The sequence below is a fragment of the Kitasatospora sp. NPDC093679 genome, from assembly GCF_040683455.1.
GTDB classification, from domain to species: Bacteria; Actinomycetota; Actinomycetes; order Streptomycetales; family Streptomycetaceae; genus Kitasatospora; species Kitasatospora arboriphila.
Genome location: NZ_JBFBDW010000004.1, coordinates 219,594 through 235,208 on the forward strand (window position 1 = coordinate 219,594; position 15,615 = coordinate 235,208).

Consider the following 15,615-nt stretch of genomic DNA (forward strand, 5'->3'; position numbering starts at 1 on the left):
GTCAGCCCTTGTACGCGGCGGCCGCGGCGGCTTCCAGCCGCTGGGCGGTGCCGTTGACGTCGGACGGGTTCGCCAGGAAGTCCTGGAGGAGCTTCCACTCGCCGCTGCCCTGGGTGCCGCCGAAGGCGGCGGGGGCCTGGTCGGAGAGGTCGAAGCGGAAGCCGTCGGCGGCGGCGATCAGCGACTCGGCGGTCTGCCGGGTGGTGTCGTCGGGGTAGGCGGCGGGCTTGACGGCCTTGTTGGGCGAGAGGAAGCCGCCGGCGCCGGCCCAGACCTCGCCGGCCTCGGGGCCCGCGAGGAACTGCAGCAGCTGCTGGGCGGCGTCCTTGTGCTTGGCGTCTTTGAGGACGACGGCCGCGTCGCCGCCGCCGACCACCGGCGCCTTGCCGGTGCCGACGGCCGGGAAGGGGAAGAACTTCGCGTCCTCGCCGACCTTCTTCTTGAGCTCGCCGGAGACGACGGCGCCGACGAAGTCGCCCTCGTAGACCATCGCGGCGGTCGGCTTGTCGCCGAACACGGCCTGGACGGACTCGGGGAAGTCGGTCTGCAGGGCGCCCTTGCCGCCGCCGGCGACGAGCTGCGGGTCACCGAAGACCTTGCCGAGGGTGGTGAGGGCGGCGACCACGGTCGGGTCGGTCCAGGGGATCCGGTGCTTGGCCAGCTTGTCGTAGTTCTCCGGGCCGGCCTGGGAGAGGTAGATGTTCTCGAACCAGTCGGTGAGCGGCCAGCCGGCCTCGCCGGCGACGGAGAAGGCGGGCAGTCCGCTGTCGGAGACGGCGTGGCCGGCGGCGAGCAGCTGGTCGAAGGTGGTGGGCGGCTTGACGCCGGCGGTGTCCAGGGCGGCGGGGCTGTACCAGACGGTGGACTTGTGGGCGGCCTTGAAGTACAGGCCGTAGAGCTTGCCGTCGACGGTGCCGTAGTCGGCCCAGATCTTGGCGAAGTCGCGGTGCAGGCTGTCGGCGACGGCGGGGGCGAGCGGCTCCAGCCAGCCCTTGCGGGCGAACTGCTGGAGGACGCCGAGCTGCGGCATCATCACGACGTCCGGCGGGTCGCCGCCCTCGATCTTGCTGCCGACCAGGGTGGAGACGTTGTCGCCGGTGGAGATGTAGACGGTCCTGGCGCCGGTCTTCGCGGTGAAGGCGTCCAGCACCTTCTGGAAGTTCTTCTGCTCGACGCCCGTCCAGGCGGCGGCGACGCTGACGGTCTGTCCGTCGAGGGGCTTGGCGGAGGCCTTGTCGGCCGCGGTGCCGGCGGCGGTGCCGCCGCTGCCGCAGGCGGTGGCCGTGGCGGCCAGGCCGAGGGTGGCCGTCAGGGCGACGGCCGCTCGCAGGGATCGCATGGGTGGTGTCCTCTCGGTCGGCGGTCCCGGCCGGGGCCGGGTGCCGTTCGGGGGTGGGGCCGGCCGTGGGCGGCCGGTTGCCGGTGGAGGAGTGCCGTGGGGTGCCCGCCCCGCCGGGCCGCGGATGCGTGGCGCGGTGGTCGGTGGAGCGGGCGCGGCCGCGGATGGAGGGGCGGCCTGTGCCGCGCGGGGAGGCAGGTCGCGCGGACGTCTCGGGGTGGCCCGCCCCGTGGGCGGGAGGGTGTCGCGGGGCGGGCCGGTGGCCGCCGCGCCGGAGTCGTCCGGGGCGGCCGGGCCGCGGGTGTGGGCGCGCGGCCGGTTCAGGGTTACCGCAGAACGGTGTTGACGAGCGGTTTCGACGGAGCGTCAGAGCGTGGCCGCGCCGGCCGTCCACCAGGCGGCGGTGCCGGCGGGGAGGGTGCAGGGCGGGCAGGGGCCGCTGGCGAGCAGCGGTTCGCCGTCGACGGGGGCGAGGGCCGGCTCGTCGCCGAAGTTGACGGCGCACAGCAGGCCGTCGCCGCGGACGAAGGCGAGCACGCCGGGCGGGGTGTCGATCCAGCGCAGGGTGCCCTCGCCGAGCTGCGGCAGGACGCGCCGCAGGTGCAGTGCCTCGCGGTAGAGGTGCCAGGCGGAGCCGGTGTCGGCGAGTGCGCGTTCGGCGGTGTGCGCGGCGAAGTGGGCGGGCTGCGGCAGCCAGGGCTCCTTGCCGCCGTCGGGGGCGAAGCCGAACGGCGGCTCGTGCCCGGACCAGGGCATCGGGATGCGGCAGCCGTCCCGGATGCCGGTGCGGCTGCCGGTGCGGTGGTAGATCGGGTCGGTGAGCACCTCGTCGGGCAGGTCGTCGACCTCGGGGAGGCCGAGTTCCTCGCCCTGGTAGAGGTAGGCGGCGCCGGGCAGGGCGAGCATCAGCAGGGCGGCGGCGCGGGCGCGGGCGGCGCCGGCCAGCGGGTCGGTGGCGCCGAAGCGGCTGGTGGTGCGGACCTGGTCGTGGTTGTTGAGCACCCAGGTGACGGTGGATCCGGTGGCGGCGATGTCGTGCACGGCGGCGTCGATGACCCGGTGCCAGTGGGCGGCGTCCCAGGGGGCGTGCAGCAGGTGGAAGAAGAACGCCTGGTGGAGTTCGTCGGGGCGCAGGTAGGCGGCCTGTTCGGCGGCGGTGGGTACGGAGGCCTCGCCGACGAGCAGGCGCTGCCGGCCGTCGCGGGCGGTGTACTCCTCGCAGACGGCGCGCCAGCGGCGCCAGATGCCGTGCACCTCGGGCTGGTTCCAGGCGAGCGGGTTGACCGAGTCGCGGGTGCGCTCGTCGGCCTCCGGGTCGGGCGAGTCGGGCAGGTCGGGGTGCTTGAACAGGCCGGCGGCGACGTCGATCCGGAAGCCGTCGGCACCGCGGTCGAGCCAGAAGCGCAGGATCCGCTCGAACTCCGAAGCGACTTCGGGGCGGCGCCAGTTGAGGTCGGGTTGCTCGGGGGTGAACAGGTGCAGGTACCACTGGCCCCAGCTGCCGTCGGCCTCGCGGATCCGTGTCCAGGCGGGGCCGCCGAACATCGCCCGCCAGTTGTTGGGCGGCAGTTCGCCGCTCTCGCCGCGGCCGTCGGCGAAGTGGAAGAACGCCCGCTCGGGGCTGCCGGGTGCGGCGCGCAGCGCGGCCTCGAACCACGGGTGCTCGCGGGAGCAGTGGTTGGGCACGATGTCGAGGATCAGCCGCAGGCCCAGCAGCCGGCAGTCCTCGGCGAGCAGGTCGAAGTCGTCGAGGGTGCCGAACAGCGGGTCGACGGCGCAGTGGTCGGCGACGTCGTAGCCGTGGTCGTGCTGCGGGGAGGCGTAGAACGGGTTGAGCCAGACGCCGTCCACGCCGAGGCGCTTGAGGTACGGGAGTCGGGCGCGGACGCCGGCCAGGTCGCCGATGCCGTCACCGTCGGAGTCCTGGAAGCTGCGCAGGTAGACCTGGTAGACGACCGCGTCCCGCCACCAGGGGCGGTCGGGGCCGACCGCCGGCGGGGCGGTGAGCAGGGCGCGGGCGGGCACGGCCGGTGGATCGCCCGGGGTGGGGGACGTGAGCATTCGTCACCTTCAGGAAGGACACGGCGGGGCAGCGCCGCAGAGGTCGCACAGGGTCCCGCATGCGCCGTCCGGGCCGCGGGGATACATGCATGTTAGGTAGCTCGACAGGTGCCGTCCAGAGCGGATTCACTGACTATATGCGGACAGAGCTCATCAAACGCGCACAAAAGAAGGGGCTCGGATACTTAACAAGTAAGTATCCGAGCCCCTGGCGGGCTACTCCCGGAGGTCAGCCGGAGATCGACTTCAGGTCCGCGGCCATCCGCGCCACCGCCTCGTCCGTGCTGCTGCGGCCGAGCAGCGCCTCGTACGCCGCCGCGCTCACCGCGAGGCTCACCTGCTGGTACTCCGGCGAGGCCGGCCGGCGCACCGCGCCCTCCAGGGCCTGCCGCACCACCGGCAGGTAGGGGTGGCGCCGCACCAGCTCCGGGTCGGTGTACAGGTCCGCCCGCACCGGCGGCAGACCGCCCTCGGTGAGCACCCGGCGCTGCACGTCCCGGCCGGTCAGGAAGCGGATCAGGTCCCGGGCCGTCCGCCCGTGCCGGGAGCGGGAGTTGACCGCCAGGTCGGAGCCGCCGAGCACCGAGGTGCCCGGACCGTCCGGGCCGGGCAGCGGCACCACGCCGAACTTCCCGGCCACCGCCGAACCCGGCCCCTGGGCCTGCGGGTACACGTACGGCCAGCAGCGCAGGAACAGCAGCCGGCCGTCCTGGAACGCCTGCCGGGACTCCTCCTCGCGGTAGCCGAGCGCCGCCCGCGGGATCCAGCCCTCCCGCAGCCCGCGCGCCAGGAACTCCAGTCCCGCGCGGGCCTGCGGAGTGTCCACCGCCACCGCGCCGCGGTCGTCCAGCAGCCGCCCGCCCGCCGAGCCGACCGCCTCCGCGACGTTCACCGTCAGCCCCTCGTACGGCAGCAGCTGACCCGCGTAGCCGTCCAGGCCGTGCCGTGGCGCCACCTCGCGGGCGAGCCGCTCCAGCTCCGCCCAGGTGCGCGGCGGCTGCACGCCCTCCGCGGCCAGCACGTCACTGCGGTAGTACAGCAGCCCGACGTTGGTGGTGAACGGCACCGCGTGCAGCCGGTTCCGCCACCGCCCGGTGCCGACCGCCGACGGCAGCAGACCGGCCGGTGCCATCCCGGCGTCCAGCGGCGCGATCCAGCCCTTCTCGGCGAACTCGGCCGTCCACACCACGTCCAGGTTGACCACGTCGAAGCGGTCGCTGCCGCGGGCCAGGCCCTCCGCCAGCTGCGCCCGGACCTCGTCCGCCGCGTCCGGCAGCTCCACCAGCGTCGCCCGCTCGCCGGGGTGCCCGGTGTTCCAGCTGTCCAGCAGTCCCTGCAGGTAGCCGGCCCGGTCCCGGCCGGTGACCAGGGTGACCGGCCCGGTGCCGGACGCGTCCGGATCGTCGGGGTCCTCGGGCAGCGAGCAGCCGCCCGCCAGCAGCACGCCGGCCAGCGCCCCCGCCAACTTCCCCAGACTCCGACGGCGCACCGTACCGACCTCCACTCCGCCCGCCGATGGGCGGGACCGCCCGCCTCGCGTACCGTGTGACCGGGCCGAACCAGCCGGGCCGCGTCGCGGACGACAAGCCAATGACGACAGAGTATGCCCGGGCGAACGAAGGGAGGGGAGGGTCCGAGTGCGGCTACCGCTGCTCGCGCTGCTCGCCAAGGAGCCGGCGCACGGCTACGAGCTGAAGCAGGCCCTTGAGCAGACCTTCGGCGCGGCGTACCCTCGTGCGAACATCGGCCAGGTCTACGTCACCCTCGGACGTCTGGAGAAGGCCGGCCTCATCGAAGGCCAGGACGTCGCGCAGGACGGCAAACCCGACAAGCGCGTCTACGCCATCACCGACACCGGCCGCCAGGAGGTGGCCACGTGGCTCAGCCAGCCCTCCGAGGGACCGCGGGTCCGCGACGAGTTCTTCCTCAAACTCGTGCTGGCCCCCGAGACGCAGCTGGCCGACCGGCTGACGCTGATCAACAACCAGCGCCGGCACTATCTCAACGTCATGCGCGGCCTGAACCGGATGGCCGCCGAGGAACGCGGCAACCAGGTCTCCCAGTTGCTCATCGAGGGCGCCGTCCTGCACCTGCAGGCCGACCTCGACTGGCTGGAGAGATGCCAGGAGGAGCTCACGTGACAGGCCAGGACACCGCCGTCCCGGTGTTGCGCGCCACCGGACTCGTCAAGACCCACCGGGCCGCCCGCGGCGGCGCCGAGGTCAAGGCCGTCCGGGGCGTCGACCTCACCGTCGGACGCGGCGAATTCGTCGCCGTCACCGGCCCCTCCGGCGCCGGCAAGTCCACCCTGCTGCACCTGCTCGCCGGACTTCGCCGCCCCGACGCCGGCGAGATCCACCTCGACGGCCGGCGCGTCGACACCCTCCGCGAGGCCGACTGGGCCGTGCTGCGCCGCCGCCGGATCGGCATCGTCTTCCAGACCGGCAACCTGGTCTCCGACCTCACCGTCGCCGACAACGTCGAACTGCCCGCCCTGCTCGCCGGCCACAGCGCCCGCACCGCCCGCGAACGCCGCGAGGAACTCCTCGCCGACCTCGGCCTCGCCGACCGCGCCGACGCCGCCCCCGGCGACCTCTCCGGCGGCGAACGCCAGCGCGCCGCTCTCGCCCGCGCCCTCGTCAACGACCCCGACCTGCTCTTCGCCGACGAGCCGACCGGCAGCCTCGACAGCCGCAGCGCCCGCGAGGTCCTCGCCCTGCTCACCCGCCACCACGCCAAGGGCCGCACCATCGTCCTCGTCACCCACGACGCCCGGGTCGCCGGCAGCGCCGACCGCGTGGTCAGCCTCTTCGACGGCCTGATCACCGACGACACCCGGATCGACGACGCCCCGCCCGCCCGCGGCGTCCGCGACGTCCTCGACCTCGGCGGCTGAGCCCGTGCGCGCCGCCCTCCGCTGGATCCGCGCGGACCTCGCCTCCCACCGGCTGCCCGCGCTGCTCGTCGTGCTCGCCACCGCCGGCGTCTCCGCCGCGCTGCTGCTCGCCGGCGCCCTGCTCAACAACGTCACCGGACCCTGGCAGCGGCAGTTCGCCCGCGCCGACGGCGCCCACGTGTGGATCGAAACCCGCACCGACCACGCCGACACCGCCCTCGCCAGGCTGCCCGGCATCACCGCCGTCGGCGGACCGTACGACACCACCGCCGCCACCCTCACCGGCCGCAACGGGCGGCCCGTCACCGGACCCGAACTGCCGCTCTCGCTGCGCGCCACCGACCCCGGCCCGCCCCCCGTCTCCGCCCCGCTGCCCGTCGCCGGCGGCCGGCTCGACGCCGCCCGCCCCGACGGCATCGTCCTGGAACACTCCCTCGCCTCCGCCGCCTGGGCCCGCCCCGGCGACCGGCTCACCCTGCGCGGGCCCGACGGGCGCAGCCACACCCTCACCGTCCTCGGCATCGCCGACAGCCCCGACCGCGCCCGCTACCCCGACCTGCGGCCCGGACTCGCCTGGGTGCTGCCCGGCACCCTCGACACCGTGCAGCCCTCCGCCGCCCTGCGCGGCCACGCCGTCGGCCTGCGCCTCGCCCACCCCGCCGACGCCGACTACACCGCCCAGCGCGCCGTCACCACCCTCGGCGGCGACGTCACCCGCGTCGCCACCTGGACCGACGCCCGCGACTCCCACGAACGCGAGAGCCGACCCGCCGGCCTGCTGCTCGGCCTGTGCGGCCTCGCCGCCCTCGCCGCCGCGGCCCTCGCCGTCGCCGGCGCCGCCACCGGCCGGATCAGCTCCCGCCTCGGCGACATCTCCACCCTCAAGGCCCTCGGCTTCACCCCCGCCGGCATCGCCCGGATGTTCGTCGCCCAGCACCTGCTGCTCGCCGCCGCCGGACTGCTGATCGGCGGCGCCGGCGCCCTCGCCGCAGCCGCCCTGCTGCCCGCCCTCGCCCCCGACCCCGGCGTCACCGCCACCCCCTGGGCACTCGCCCGCGCCGTCTTCGGCAGCGGACCGCTCGCCCTGCTCGCCGCCCCCGCCTGCCTGGTCACCGTCGCCGCCGCCTCCGCCCTGCCCGCCCTGCGGGCCGCCCGGATCCCCGCCGTGCCGCCCGCCGAGGGCGAACCCGCCCAGGAGCGGCCGCCCCGCCCCGCCCGGCTCGTCCTGCTGCGCCGGCTGCCGCCCGCCCTCGTCCTCGGGGTGCGCGGCGCCGTCCGCAGCCGCGGCCGCACCGCCACCGCCGCCCTGCGGATCGCCGTCCCCGTCCTCGCCTGCACCCTCGCCCTCACCGCCTGGTCCACCCTCGACGGACTCGGCCGCACCGCCACCGCCGGCTCGGCCACCGCCCTCACCGTCCGCGCCGCCGGACCGGACGACCCGCTGCCCGCCGCCCTCGCCGCCGACCCCGCCGTCTCCGGCGTCCACCCCGGCGCCGACCGCGAGGCCCTCGCCCCCGGCCAGTCCGCCACCGTCACCCTGCGCGCCCTCGGCACCACCGACCGCCCCTACCCGTTCGACGTCGTCGAGGGCCGGCCCGTCCGTGCCACCGGCGAAGCCGTCGCCGGACAGGGCGCCCTCGACCTCCTCGGCATCCGGGTCGGCCAGTGGGCCCGCGTCACCACCGACGGCACCCCGCGGATCCTGCACGTCGTCGGCCGCGTCGTCGAACCCGACCGCGGCGGACGCATCGTCTCCACCGGCCTCGACACCCTCGCCGACGCCACCACCACCGACCCCCGGCCCGACTACTGGACGCTCACCCTCCGGCCCGGCGCCGACGCCGACCGGGTCTCCGCCGCCCTCGCCGCCGCCTTCCCCGGCCGCCTCGACGTCCGGCCCACCACCGCACCCTTCGCCGGACTCGCCACCGTCCGCGCCGCCGTCGTCGGCCTGGTCGCCCTGCTCGCCCTCATCACCCTCGCCGAACTCCTCACCGTCGCCGCGGTCGCGCTGCGCGCCCACCGCCGCGACCTCGCCCTGCTGCGCACCATCGGCCTCACCCCGCGGCAGGCGATGGCCCTCGTCGTCACCCGCTGTGCCACCGTCGCCCTCCTCGGCGGCCTGCTCGGCGCCGCCCTCGGCGTACCGCTCGCCCTCGCCCTGATCGACGCCCAGGGCGCCGCGACCGGCGTCGGCGCCGGACTCGCCCATCCGCCCTCCGCGGCCGCCCTGACCACCCTGGTCACCGCAGCCGTCCTCACCGCGGCAGCCGCAGCCGCCCTCCCCGCCCTCCGAGCCGCCCGCGAACCCGCCGGCGAAGTCCTCCACCGCATCTGAAAGGGGCACCCAGGGGCGCGTGGGGGCACCTCCCGGCCGAAGGCTGGGGGAGAACTGCGCAATTCGGATGCGGGCCGTCGTACGAACCAGGGGCCTGCCCTGATAGTCGCTGTGACCACCCTCGGATTGCGCAGTTCTCCCCCAGCCTTCGGCCGGGAGGTGCCCCCACGCGCCCCTGGGTGATCCTCCGCAGTTCCCCGCCCCCGGGATGAGCCCTCCCCGCGTCCCCGGGTGAGAGCTCCCCGTCAGGCTTCCCAGAGGTCTGCGAAGAGCTGGTCGAGCCGGTCGTCTCCGATCGGCGGTTCGGGGAGCGGGTGGGCGGCAGGGGCGCGGAAGCCGTCCAGCAGCAGGGCGAGGTGGCGCCGCCACAGCCCCGGCCGCAGGCCGTCCGCCGTGGGCACCGCCCGGCACAGCGGCCCGAGCAGGAACAGCAGGTCCGTCGCGACGACGTCGCCCCGCATCGTGCCCTGTTCCTGCGCCCGGGCGACCAGGATCCCGACGGTCGCGGCGTTGCGGTGGCTCATGTCGGCGAGCACCGGGACGGTCGGAATGGCCATCGTCACCAGGTCGTTGATGCCGCGGCTGGTGGCGACGAGTTCGAAGATCCGGGTGAAGTAGCCTTCGACGGCCGTCCAGGCGTCCTCGGCCGCGAGGGCTTCCTCGCCGGCCTCCGCGAGGACGGCGGCCGCGGGGCGGAAGACCTCGCCGATCAGGTCCTCGCGGGTCGGGAAGTGCCGGTAGAGGGTGGCGTTGCCGACTCCGGCGCGGCGGGCGATGACGTCGAGCGGGGCGTCGAGGCCGAGTTCGGCGAAGACGGCCGCGGCGGCCGCGGCCAGTGCCTCCCGATTGCGCCGTGCGTCCCGCCGCTGCGGCGCCGGCCGCTCCCCGTCTGCCACGCGCACACCTTAGCCGTCCCTGGATCCCTCCGAGGATCTCGGAAAGAATCCTGTCGCGGGATGTCGAGGCACCGGCGGCCCGCTCCGACTGAAGGGTGAGAGCGCGCCACGGGGCGCGCCGGACGGAGGGCACCCCGAGATGAAGTACGTCGCGATGATCTACGGCAACCAGGCCAAGTGGGAGTCCTTCCCGGCCGAGGCGTGGCCGGAGGCGATCGCCAAGCAGGAGGCGTTCAACCGGAAGTACCGCGAGAGCGGCGAGCTGCTCGGCGCGTACGGCCTCGCGGACGCGGCCGCCGCACAGCTCGTCCGCCGCGAGGCCGGTGCGCCGGCGGTCACCGACGGCCCGTACCTGGAGACCAAGGAGTACCTGGCGAGCTTCTACCTGCTGGACTGCGAGAGCCTGGAGCGGGCGCAGCGGATCGCCGCCGACATGCCGTTCGCCGATGTCGACCCGGTGGAGCTGTGGCCGGTCCTGCACGAGTCCCCGGCGTTCCGGTGAGTGGTGGGTCGGGGGCGGTCGAGGGCCTGCTGCGCGAGCTGGCGCCGCAGGTCCTGGCCGCGCTCGTCCGCCGCCACGGCACCTTCGACACCTGCGAGGACGCGGTGCAGGAGGCGCTGCTGGCAGCGGCCGTGCAGTGGCCGCGCGACGGGGTGCCGGACAGCCCGCGGGCCTGGCTGGTGACGGTCGCCTCCCGCCGCCTGGTCGACCAGGTCCGCAGCGAGGTGGCGCGCCGCCGCCGCGAGGACGCACTGGCGCTGGCCACCCCGCAGTCCGCGCTGCTCGCGCACGCCGCGGACGAGGTCCCGGGGTCGGAGCGGGACGACTCGCTGGCGCTGCTGTTCCTGTGCTGCCGGCCGGAGTTGTCCGCGCCGAGCCGGATCGCGTTGACGCTGCGCGCGGTCGGCGGCCTGACGACGGCCCAGATCGCCGCGGCGTTCCTGGTGCCGGAGGCGACGATGGCGCAGCGGATCAGCCGGGCGAAGCAGGCGGTGCGGGCGGCGGGCGGGACGCTGGCGCTGCCGGAGGGGGTGGAGGCCGCCGAGCGGCTGGCCGAGGTGCGGCAGGTGCTGTACCTGGTGTTCAACGAGGGCTACACCGCCACGGCGGGCCCGGACCTGACGGCTCCGGAGCTGTCGGCGGAGGCGATCCGGCTCACCCGGCTGCTGCACCGCCTGGTGCCGGAGGACGCCGAGACGGCCGGGCTGCTGGCGCTGATGCTGCTCACCGACGCCCGTCGGCCGGCCCGGACGACGGCGGGCGGCGAGTTGGTGCCGCTGGCGGAGCAGGACCGCGGCCGGTGGGACGGCCGGCTGGTCGCCGAGGGCGTCGAGCTGATCAGCCGGACGCTGCCGCTGGGGCGGGTCGGGCCGTACCAGGTGCAGGCGGCGATCGCGGCGGTGCACGCGGAGGCGGGGAGCACGGAGGCCACCGACTGGCCGCAGATCCTGGTGCTGTACGAGCTGTTGGAGCGGTTCGGGCCCAACCCGGTGGTCACCCTGAACCGGGCGGTCGCGGTGGCGATGGTGCACGGCCCGGCCGCGGGCCTCGCGCTGGTGGAGCCGCTCCGCGCGGACCGGCGGACGGCCCGTCACCACCGGGTGCTCGCCACCCGCGCGCACCTGCTGGAACTGCTGGGCGAGCGGGAGGCCGCCGCGCAGGCGTACCGCGAGGCCGCGGCCCGGTCGACCGCCGCCCCGGAGCGCCGCCACCTGGCGGCCCGCGCCCGACGGCTGGATCCGCGGCCGTGACTCTAGGCGGTGAGCTGCTCCCAGACCTGGTGGACGCGGGCGGTGAGGTCCTCCAGCGAACCGCTGTTGTCGATGACGATGTCGGCGACGGCGAGCCGGTCCTCGCGGGTGGCCTGGGCGGCCATCCGGGCCTCGGCCTCGTCCGCGGCCATGCCGCGCAGCCGCACCAGCCGGTCCAGCCGGATCCCGTCGGGCACGTCGACGACCAGGACCTGCTGGTAGAGCGGGGCGAGGCCGTTCTCGGCGAGCAGCGGGACGTCGTGCACGACGACGTCCTCGGGTCCGGCGGCGGCCTCGAGTTCGGCGGAGCGGGCGCGTACCAGGGGGTGGACGATCGCGTTGAGCGCGGCGAGCCGCTCGGGGTGGCCGAAGACGAGCCGGCCGAGGGCGGGCCGGTCGAGCGAGCCGTCCGGCTGCAGGACCTCGGGGCCGAACTCGGCGACGACGGCGCGCAGTCCGTCCGTCCCGGGGGCCACCACCTCGCGGGCGATCAGGTCGGAGTCCACGATGACCGCGCCGAGTGCGGCGAGTTGCCGGGACACCTCGCTCTTGCCCGCGCCGATCCCGCCCGTCAGTCCGATCCTCAGCATGGCGCCCAGGCTACCGCCCGGTCACCCGGGGCCGCAGGGCGCTCCCCCGCGGATCGTCCGCCCGCTTCCCCGGCCGGTCGCCGCCGGGCGAACGCGGGTCGAACATCCGGCGGCGTCCTGGCGAAATACCGGCCCCGGGGGCTGCGGAGCGGCAGCTCGCCGGCCCGCGAGTGGTTAGGGTGCCGGGGATCGTCCACCCGAGAGGAGCACCGATGTCCCCCACCTGGCCCGCCGGTCCGAGGCGGGTGCTGGTCGTCGGCATCGACGGCGTCCGGCTCGACCTGCTGCCGTCGCTGCACACCCCGCACCTGGACGCGGTGGCCGGGGCCGGCTTCCTCGCCGCGGTGCAGGTGGACGAGGCGACGCCGACGATGTCCGGGCCGTGCTGGGCGACGGTGGTGACCGGTGTCGGGGTGGCCAAGCACGGCGTGTTCGGCAACCACTTCGGCGGCAACCGGCTGGACGTCTTCCCGGACTTCATCACCCGGCTGGCGGCCGTGCACCGGCGCCGGACCTTCGCGGCGGGCGGCTGGGAGCCGCTGTTCCTGGCCCGCAGCGGCGGCCCGCTGTTCGCGGCGCCCGGCCGGCTGGCGTACATCGCTCCGCTGGAGGACACCCCGGAGGCGTGGGAGGTCTGCGACGAGCGGGTGACCGCCGAGGCCGAGTACGTGCTGGGGCGCAGCGACGACGATCCGCAGGCCTCGTTCGTCTACCTGGGTGCGGTCGACGAGACGGCGCACTTCCTCGGCTGCGGCGAGGAGTACCGGCGTTCGGTGGAGACCGCGGACGCCCGGCTGGGCCGGCTGCTGGCGGCGGTCCGCGGCCGGGCCGGGTACGCCGAGGAGGAGTGGACGGTGATCGTGGTGACCGACCACGGGCACCTCGACGGCGGCGGCCACGGCGGCCGCACCGACCTGGAGCGCACGGCGTGGATCGCGGCCTGCGGCCCGGGGATCGTGCCGGGCGGGCCGGTGCTGCCGCTGCACCACACCGATGTGGCGGCGCACGTGTACGCCGCGCTGGAGATCGCGCCGGACCCGCACTGGACGCTGGACGGCCGCCCGTTCACGCCGGCGGCCCTGCCGGTCGCGGCGGTCTGACGGCCGGTCACCGGGCCTTCCCGGGCCACCGCGCCGGCGCCGGTCACAGGGCCGACACCAGGTGGGCCGAGACGACCACGTTGCCCTGGTAGCCCGTGGCGCGGGTGTAGCCGCCGCCGCAGGTGACGACGCGCACTTCGGGCCGGGCGGTGGCGCGGTAGACCCGGTCGGCGGGGAAGCCTGCCTTGGGCAGCACCTCGACGGTGTCGACCGCGAAGCGGGCGGTGCTGCCGTCGGCGCGCAGCACGTCGAGGGTGTTGCCGCGGTGCAGCGAGCCGAGCGCCCAGAAGACGGCGGGTCCGCGCTCGGTGTCGACGTGGCCGACCAGCAGGGCGTTCCCGGCGGCGCCGGGGGCGGTGCCGAGCCGGTACCAGCCGGCCAGGTTCCGGTCGCCGACGGGCGGCACCTGGAGTCCGCCGGCGGCGTCGAGGCCGACGCCGGTGACGGGGGCGTCGACGCCGATCGCCGGGATGCGCAGCCGGGTGGGCAGGGAGAAGGGCATCGCGGCCGGTCCCGACCCGGCCGGGGCCGTCCCGGCCGCCGCCGTCGGTGTGGCGGCGGGCCGGGCGTCGGCCGCGGCGGGTGCGGGCGGGGCCTGGGTGCGGGTGCCGTCGTGCACCAGCCAGGCGCCGACGGTGGCGGCGGCCGTGGCCGCGGCGAGGGCCGTACGGGCCCTGCGGGTCGGGGGTCGTCGCACCGTCGGCGTCTCCTTCGGCGGCCGTCCGGTCAGGCCCGGGCGGCGTGCCGGCGGCGCAGGACGAAGGCGCCGCCGGCGAGGCCGGCCGCGAGTAGGGCCCCGCCGGCGGCAGTCTCGACCGGGTCCGCCCCGAGGACTCCGCCGCCGCCTCCGGCGAGGGAGGGTCCCTTGGGGACGGACGCGGTGGTGGTCGGGAAGAGCTCGGGGCCGCAGGTGACGGCGGCGGAGGCGCCGCCGACGGTCACCTCGACGGTGTCGGCGCTCTTGGTGAGCACCTTCGTCCCGGCGGCGGTGGTGAAACTGGTGCCCGGCGCGCCGGGGACGTGCTCGCCCCGGGCGTCGACGACGCGGACCTCGCCGACGCCGGCGCAGGCCACGACGTCGCCGTTCACCAGCTCCAGACTGCCGCCCTCGGTGCGGCCCTTGAACGGTGTGGCGGCGCCGCCGTCCGCGTACGCGGCGCCCGCACCGGCGGTGAGCATGGCCAGTACTCCGCAGGCCACGGCGGCGGCCGCACCCGCCCTCGTCCCGATCGACATCCGTCCTCCTTGCCCGTGGAACCGCGACGGTTCCGCGGCTCCCTGGCCCCACAGGGTTCCGGATCAAAGACGGACATACCACCGCCAATCGGGTGTTTATGACGACAACTCACATAATCCGCTTACGAATTGACAGGTTTCCGGCAGTCCGGCCGGACCGGCCGCGGCGCCGCGGGTCACCCGAGGTCGAGCTGCTCCCCCGCGGCGAGCTGCGCGAACGCGGCACCCGTCCCCGGCCCGCCCTCGCCGAGCAGCCGGCCGTGCACCATCTGCCCGATGTCGCTGAGCACGGCCTCGTGGATCGCCAGCGCCCGCCCCGGGCCGGCCTCCCGGACGTAGTCGATCAGCTCCGAGACCTTGGTCCAGGGCCCGGCGATCGGCAGCAGCAGGGTGTCCACCGGGTGCGGCGGCAGGGTCAGCGCGTCGCCGGGGTGGAACAGCCGCCCGTCGAGCAGGAAGCCGATGTTGCCGACGCGCGGGATGTCGGGGTGGATGACGGCGTGCCACTCGCCGTGCACACTCACGCCGAGGCCGTCGATGTCGAAGGCGTCGCCCTCGCCGACCACGGCGACCCGCGCACCGATGCCCTCCAGCTGCGCGGCCACCGCGCGGTTGGTCCAGATCCGCAGGCCCGGGTCGGCCTCGACGGCGGCCCGCAGCCGGTCCTCGGCGAAGTGGTCCATGTGTTCGTGGGTGATCAGGACGGCGTCCGCGCCGCGGGTGGCGTCGGCCTCGGTGAACGCTCCGGGGTCGATGACGACGGTGGTGCCCTGGTGTTCGATGCGGACGCAGGCGTGTCCGAGCTTCGTCAGTCGCATGCGGAAAACATTACAGCAATGCTGCACAGTTTGGCTGCAGGAAGTTCTCGGTAGCATGATCCCCATGGACGAGGTCGACCCCCTGGAGCTGGCCGCCGAGCTGCGCACCGCCATCGGCACCCTGGTGCGTACCCTCCGCCCCGGCGACGAACTGCCGCAGAACCAGGCCGCCGTCCTCGGCTGGCTGGTCCGCGAGGGCCCGCGCACCACCAGCGAACTGGCCGCCCTGCAGCGGGTGCGGCACCAGTCGATGGCCCGCACGGTCGCCCTGCTCGGCGAGGCCGGCCTGGTCGAGCAGCGCCCGCACGAGACCGACGGCCGGAAACTGATGATCACCGCCACCGAGGCCGGCACCGCCGCGCTGCACGCCCAGCGCGCCCGCCGCGAGGGCACCATCGCGACCGCCCTCACCGAACGCCTCACCCCCGAGGAACGCCGACTCCTCCGTCAAGCCGTCCCCCTCCTGCGCCGCCTGGCGTGAAGGGCGACCACCCAGGGGCGCAGGGAGGGCTCACCCCGGGGGCGCGTGGGGGCACCTCCCGGCCGAAGGCCGGGGGAGAACTGCGCAGTCCGAGGGCGGCGGCACGGA

Annotated in this window: 15 protein-coding genes; 7 read left to right on the forward strand and 8 right to left on the reverse strand. The window is 75.6% G+C overall.

Translation table 11 applies throughout. The features are described 5' to 3' along the window. Position 1 precedes the first annotated feature (1 nt). From AB0O09_RS05835 to AB0O09_RS05845, 3 genes are all read right to left on the reverse strand, one after another. A complete protein-coding gene (locus AB0O09_RS05835; RefSeq protein ID WP_363540376.1) occupies positions 2 to 1,339 on the reverse strand; it encodes an extracellular solute-binding protein in 1,338 nt (445 codons plus the stop codon). A 366-nt stretch (positions 1,340 to 1,705) separates the two neighbouring features. Continuing rightward, positions 1,706 to 3,400, reverse strand: a complete 1,695-nt coding sequence (locus AB0O09_RS05840) for a glycoside hydrolase family 13 protein (protein ID WP_363540377.1) — start codon at positions 3,398 to 3,400, stop codon at positions 1,706 to 1,708. A gap of 229 nt (positions 3,401 to 3,629) precedes the next feature. Further along, a complete protein-coding gene (locus AB0O09_RS05845; protein ID WP_363540420.1) occupies positions 3,630 to 4,838 on the reverse strand; it encodes an ABC transporter substrate-binding protein in 1,209 nt (402 codons plus the stop codon). A 199-nt stretch (positions 4,839 to 5,037) separates the two neighbouring features. On the opposite strand from AB0O09_RS05845, the gene AB0O09_RS05850 reads away from it, so the two are divergent. From AB0O09_RS05850 to AB0O09_RS05860, 3 genes are read left to right on the forward strand one after another with little or no spacing between them, the layout of a single operon-like run. Beyond that, entirely contained in the window at positions 5,038 to 5,541 is a 504-nt protein-coding gene (locus AB0O09_RS05850; RefSeq protein ID WP_363540378.1) for a PadR family transcriptional regulator, read from the forward strand. Then, on the forward strand, positions 5,520 to 6,296 hold the full coding sequence (locus AB0O09_RS05855) for an ABC transporter ATP-binding protein (RefSeq protein ID WP_363540379.1): 777 nt from the start codon (positions 5,520 to 5,522) through the stop codon (positions 6,294 to 6,296). The genes AB0O09_RS05850 and AB0O09_RS05855 overlap by 22 nt, the downstream gene beginning before the upstream one ends. A 4-nt stretch (positions 6,297 to 6,300) precedes the next feature. Continuing rightward, positions 6,301 to 8,634 carry an FtsX-like permease family protein gene (locus AB0O09_RS05860; protein ID WP_363540380.1) on the forward strand — a complete coding sequence of 778 codons (2,334 nt, stop codon included), beginning with the start codon at positions 6,301 to 6,303 and terminating at the stop codon, positions 8,632 to 8,634. Positions 8,635 to 8,879: 245 nt separating this feature from the next. On the opposite strand, the gene AB0O09_RS05865 is transcribed toward AB0O09_RS05860, so the two are convergent. Next, a complete protein-coding gene (locus AB0O09_RS05865; protein WP_363540381.1) occupies positions 8,880 to 9,530 on the reverse strand; it encodes a helix-turn-helix domain-containing protein in 651 nt (216 codons plus the stop codon). Between the two features lie 139 nt (positions 9,531 to 9,669). On the opposite strand from AB0O09_RS05865, the gene AB0O09_RS05870 reads away from it, so the two are divergent. After that, positions 9,670 to 10,032 (forward strand): YciI family protein, encoded by a 363-nt coding sequence (locus tag AB0O09_RS05870; RefSeq protein ID WP_363540382.1) that lies wholly within the window; start codon positions 9,670 to 9,672, stop codon positions 10,030 to 10,032. Continuing rightward, the gene (locus AB0O09_RS05875) at positions 10,029 to 11,282 is read left to right on the forward strand and encodes a DUF6596 domain-containing protein (RefSeq protein ID WP_363540383.1); all 1,254 of its coding nucleotides are present in this window, start codon (positions 10,029 to 10,031) and stop codon (positions 11,280 to 11,282) included. The genes AB0O09_RS05870 and AB0O09_RS05875 overlap by 4 nt, the downstream gene beginning before the upstream one ends. 2 nt (positions 11,283 to 11,284) lie before the next feature. On the opposite strand, the gene coaE is transcribed toward AB0O09_RS05875, so the two are convergent. Beyond that, the gene (gene coaE, locus AB0O09_RS05880; protein ID WP_344622468.1) at positions 11,285 to 11,872 is read right to left on the reverse strand and encodes a dephospho-CoA kinase; all 588 of its coding nucleotides are present in this window, start codon (positions 11,870 to 11,872) and stop codon (positions 11,285 to 11,287) included. 212 nt (positions 11,873 to 12,084) lie between these two features. On the opposite strand from coaE, the gene AB0O09_RS05885 reads away from it, so the two are divergent. Next, positions 12,085 to 12,972: an alkaline phosphatase family protein gene (locus AB0O09_RS05885; RefSeq protein WP_363540384.1), complete on the forward strand. Its 888-nt coding sequence runs from the start codon at positions 12,085 to 12,087 to the stop codon at positions 12,970 to 12,972. A 43-nt stretch (positions 12,973 to 13,015) separates the two neighbouring features. Here AB0O09_RS05885 and AB0O09_RS05890 read toward each other — a convergent pair whose 3' ends face one another. From AB0O09_RS05890 to AB0O09_RS05900, 3 genes are all read right to left on the reverse strand, one after another. Further along, positions 13,016 to 13,669, reverse strand: coding sequence for a class F sortase (locus AB0O09_RS05890; RefSeq protein WP_363540385.1), 654 nt, complete (start codon positions 13,667 to 13,669; stop codon positions 13,016 to 13,018). Between the two features lie 29 nt (positions 13,670 to 13,698). Next, positions 13,699 to 14,208 (reverse strand): hypothetical protein, encoded by a 510-nt coding sequence (locus tag AB0O09_RS05895; RefSeq protein WP_363540386.1) that lies wholly within the window; start codon positions 14,206 to 14,208, stop codon positions 13,699 to 13,701. Positions 14,209 to 14,384: 176 nt separating this feature from the next. After that, complete coding sequence (locus AB0O09_RS05900; RefSeq protein ID WP_363540387.1) at positions 14,385 to 15,026, reverse strand: MBL fold metallo-hydrolase; 642 nt, start codon at positions 15,024 to 15,026, stop codon at positions 14,385 to 14,387. A gap of 64 nt (positions 15,027 to 15,090) precedes the next feature. Here AB0O09_RS05900 and AB0O09_RS05905 point away from each other — a divergent pair, with 64 nt between their 5' ends. After that, on the forward strand, positions 15,091 to 15,507 hold the full coding sequence (locus AB0O09_RS05905) for a MarR family transcriptional regulator (protein WP_363540388.1): 417 nt from the start codon (positions 15,091 to 15,093) through the stop codon (positions 15,505 to 15,507). The last annotated feature ends 108 nt before the right edge of the window (positions 15,508 to 15,615 follow it).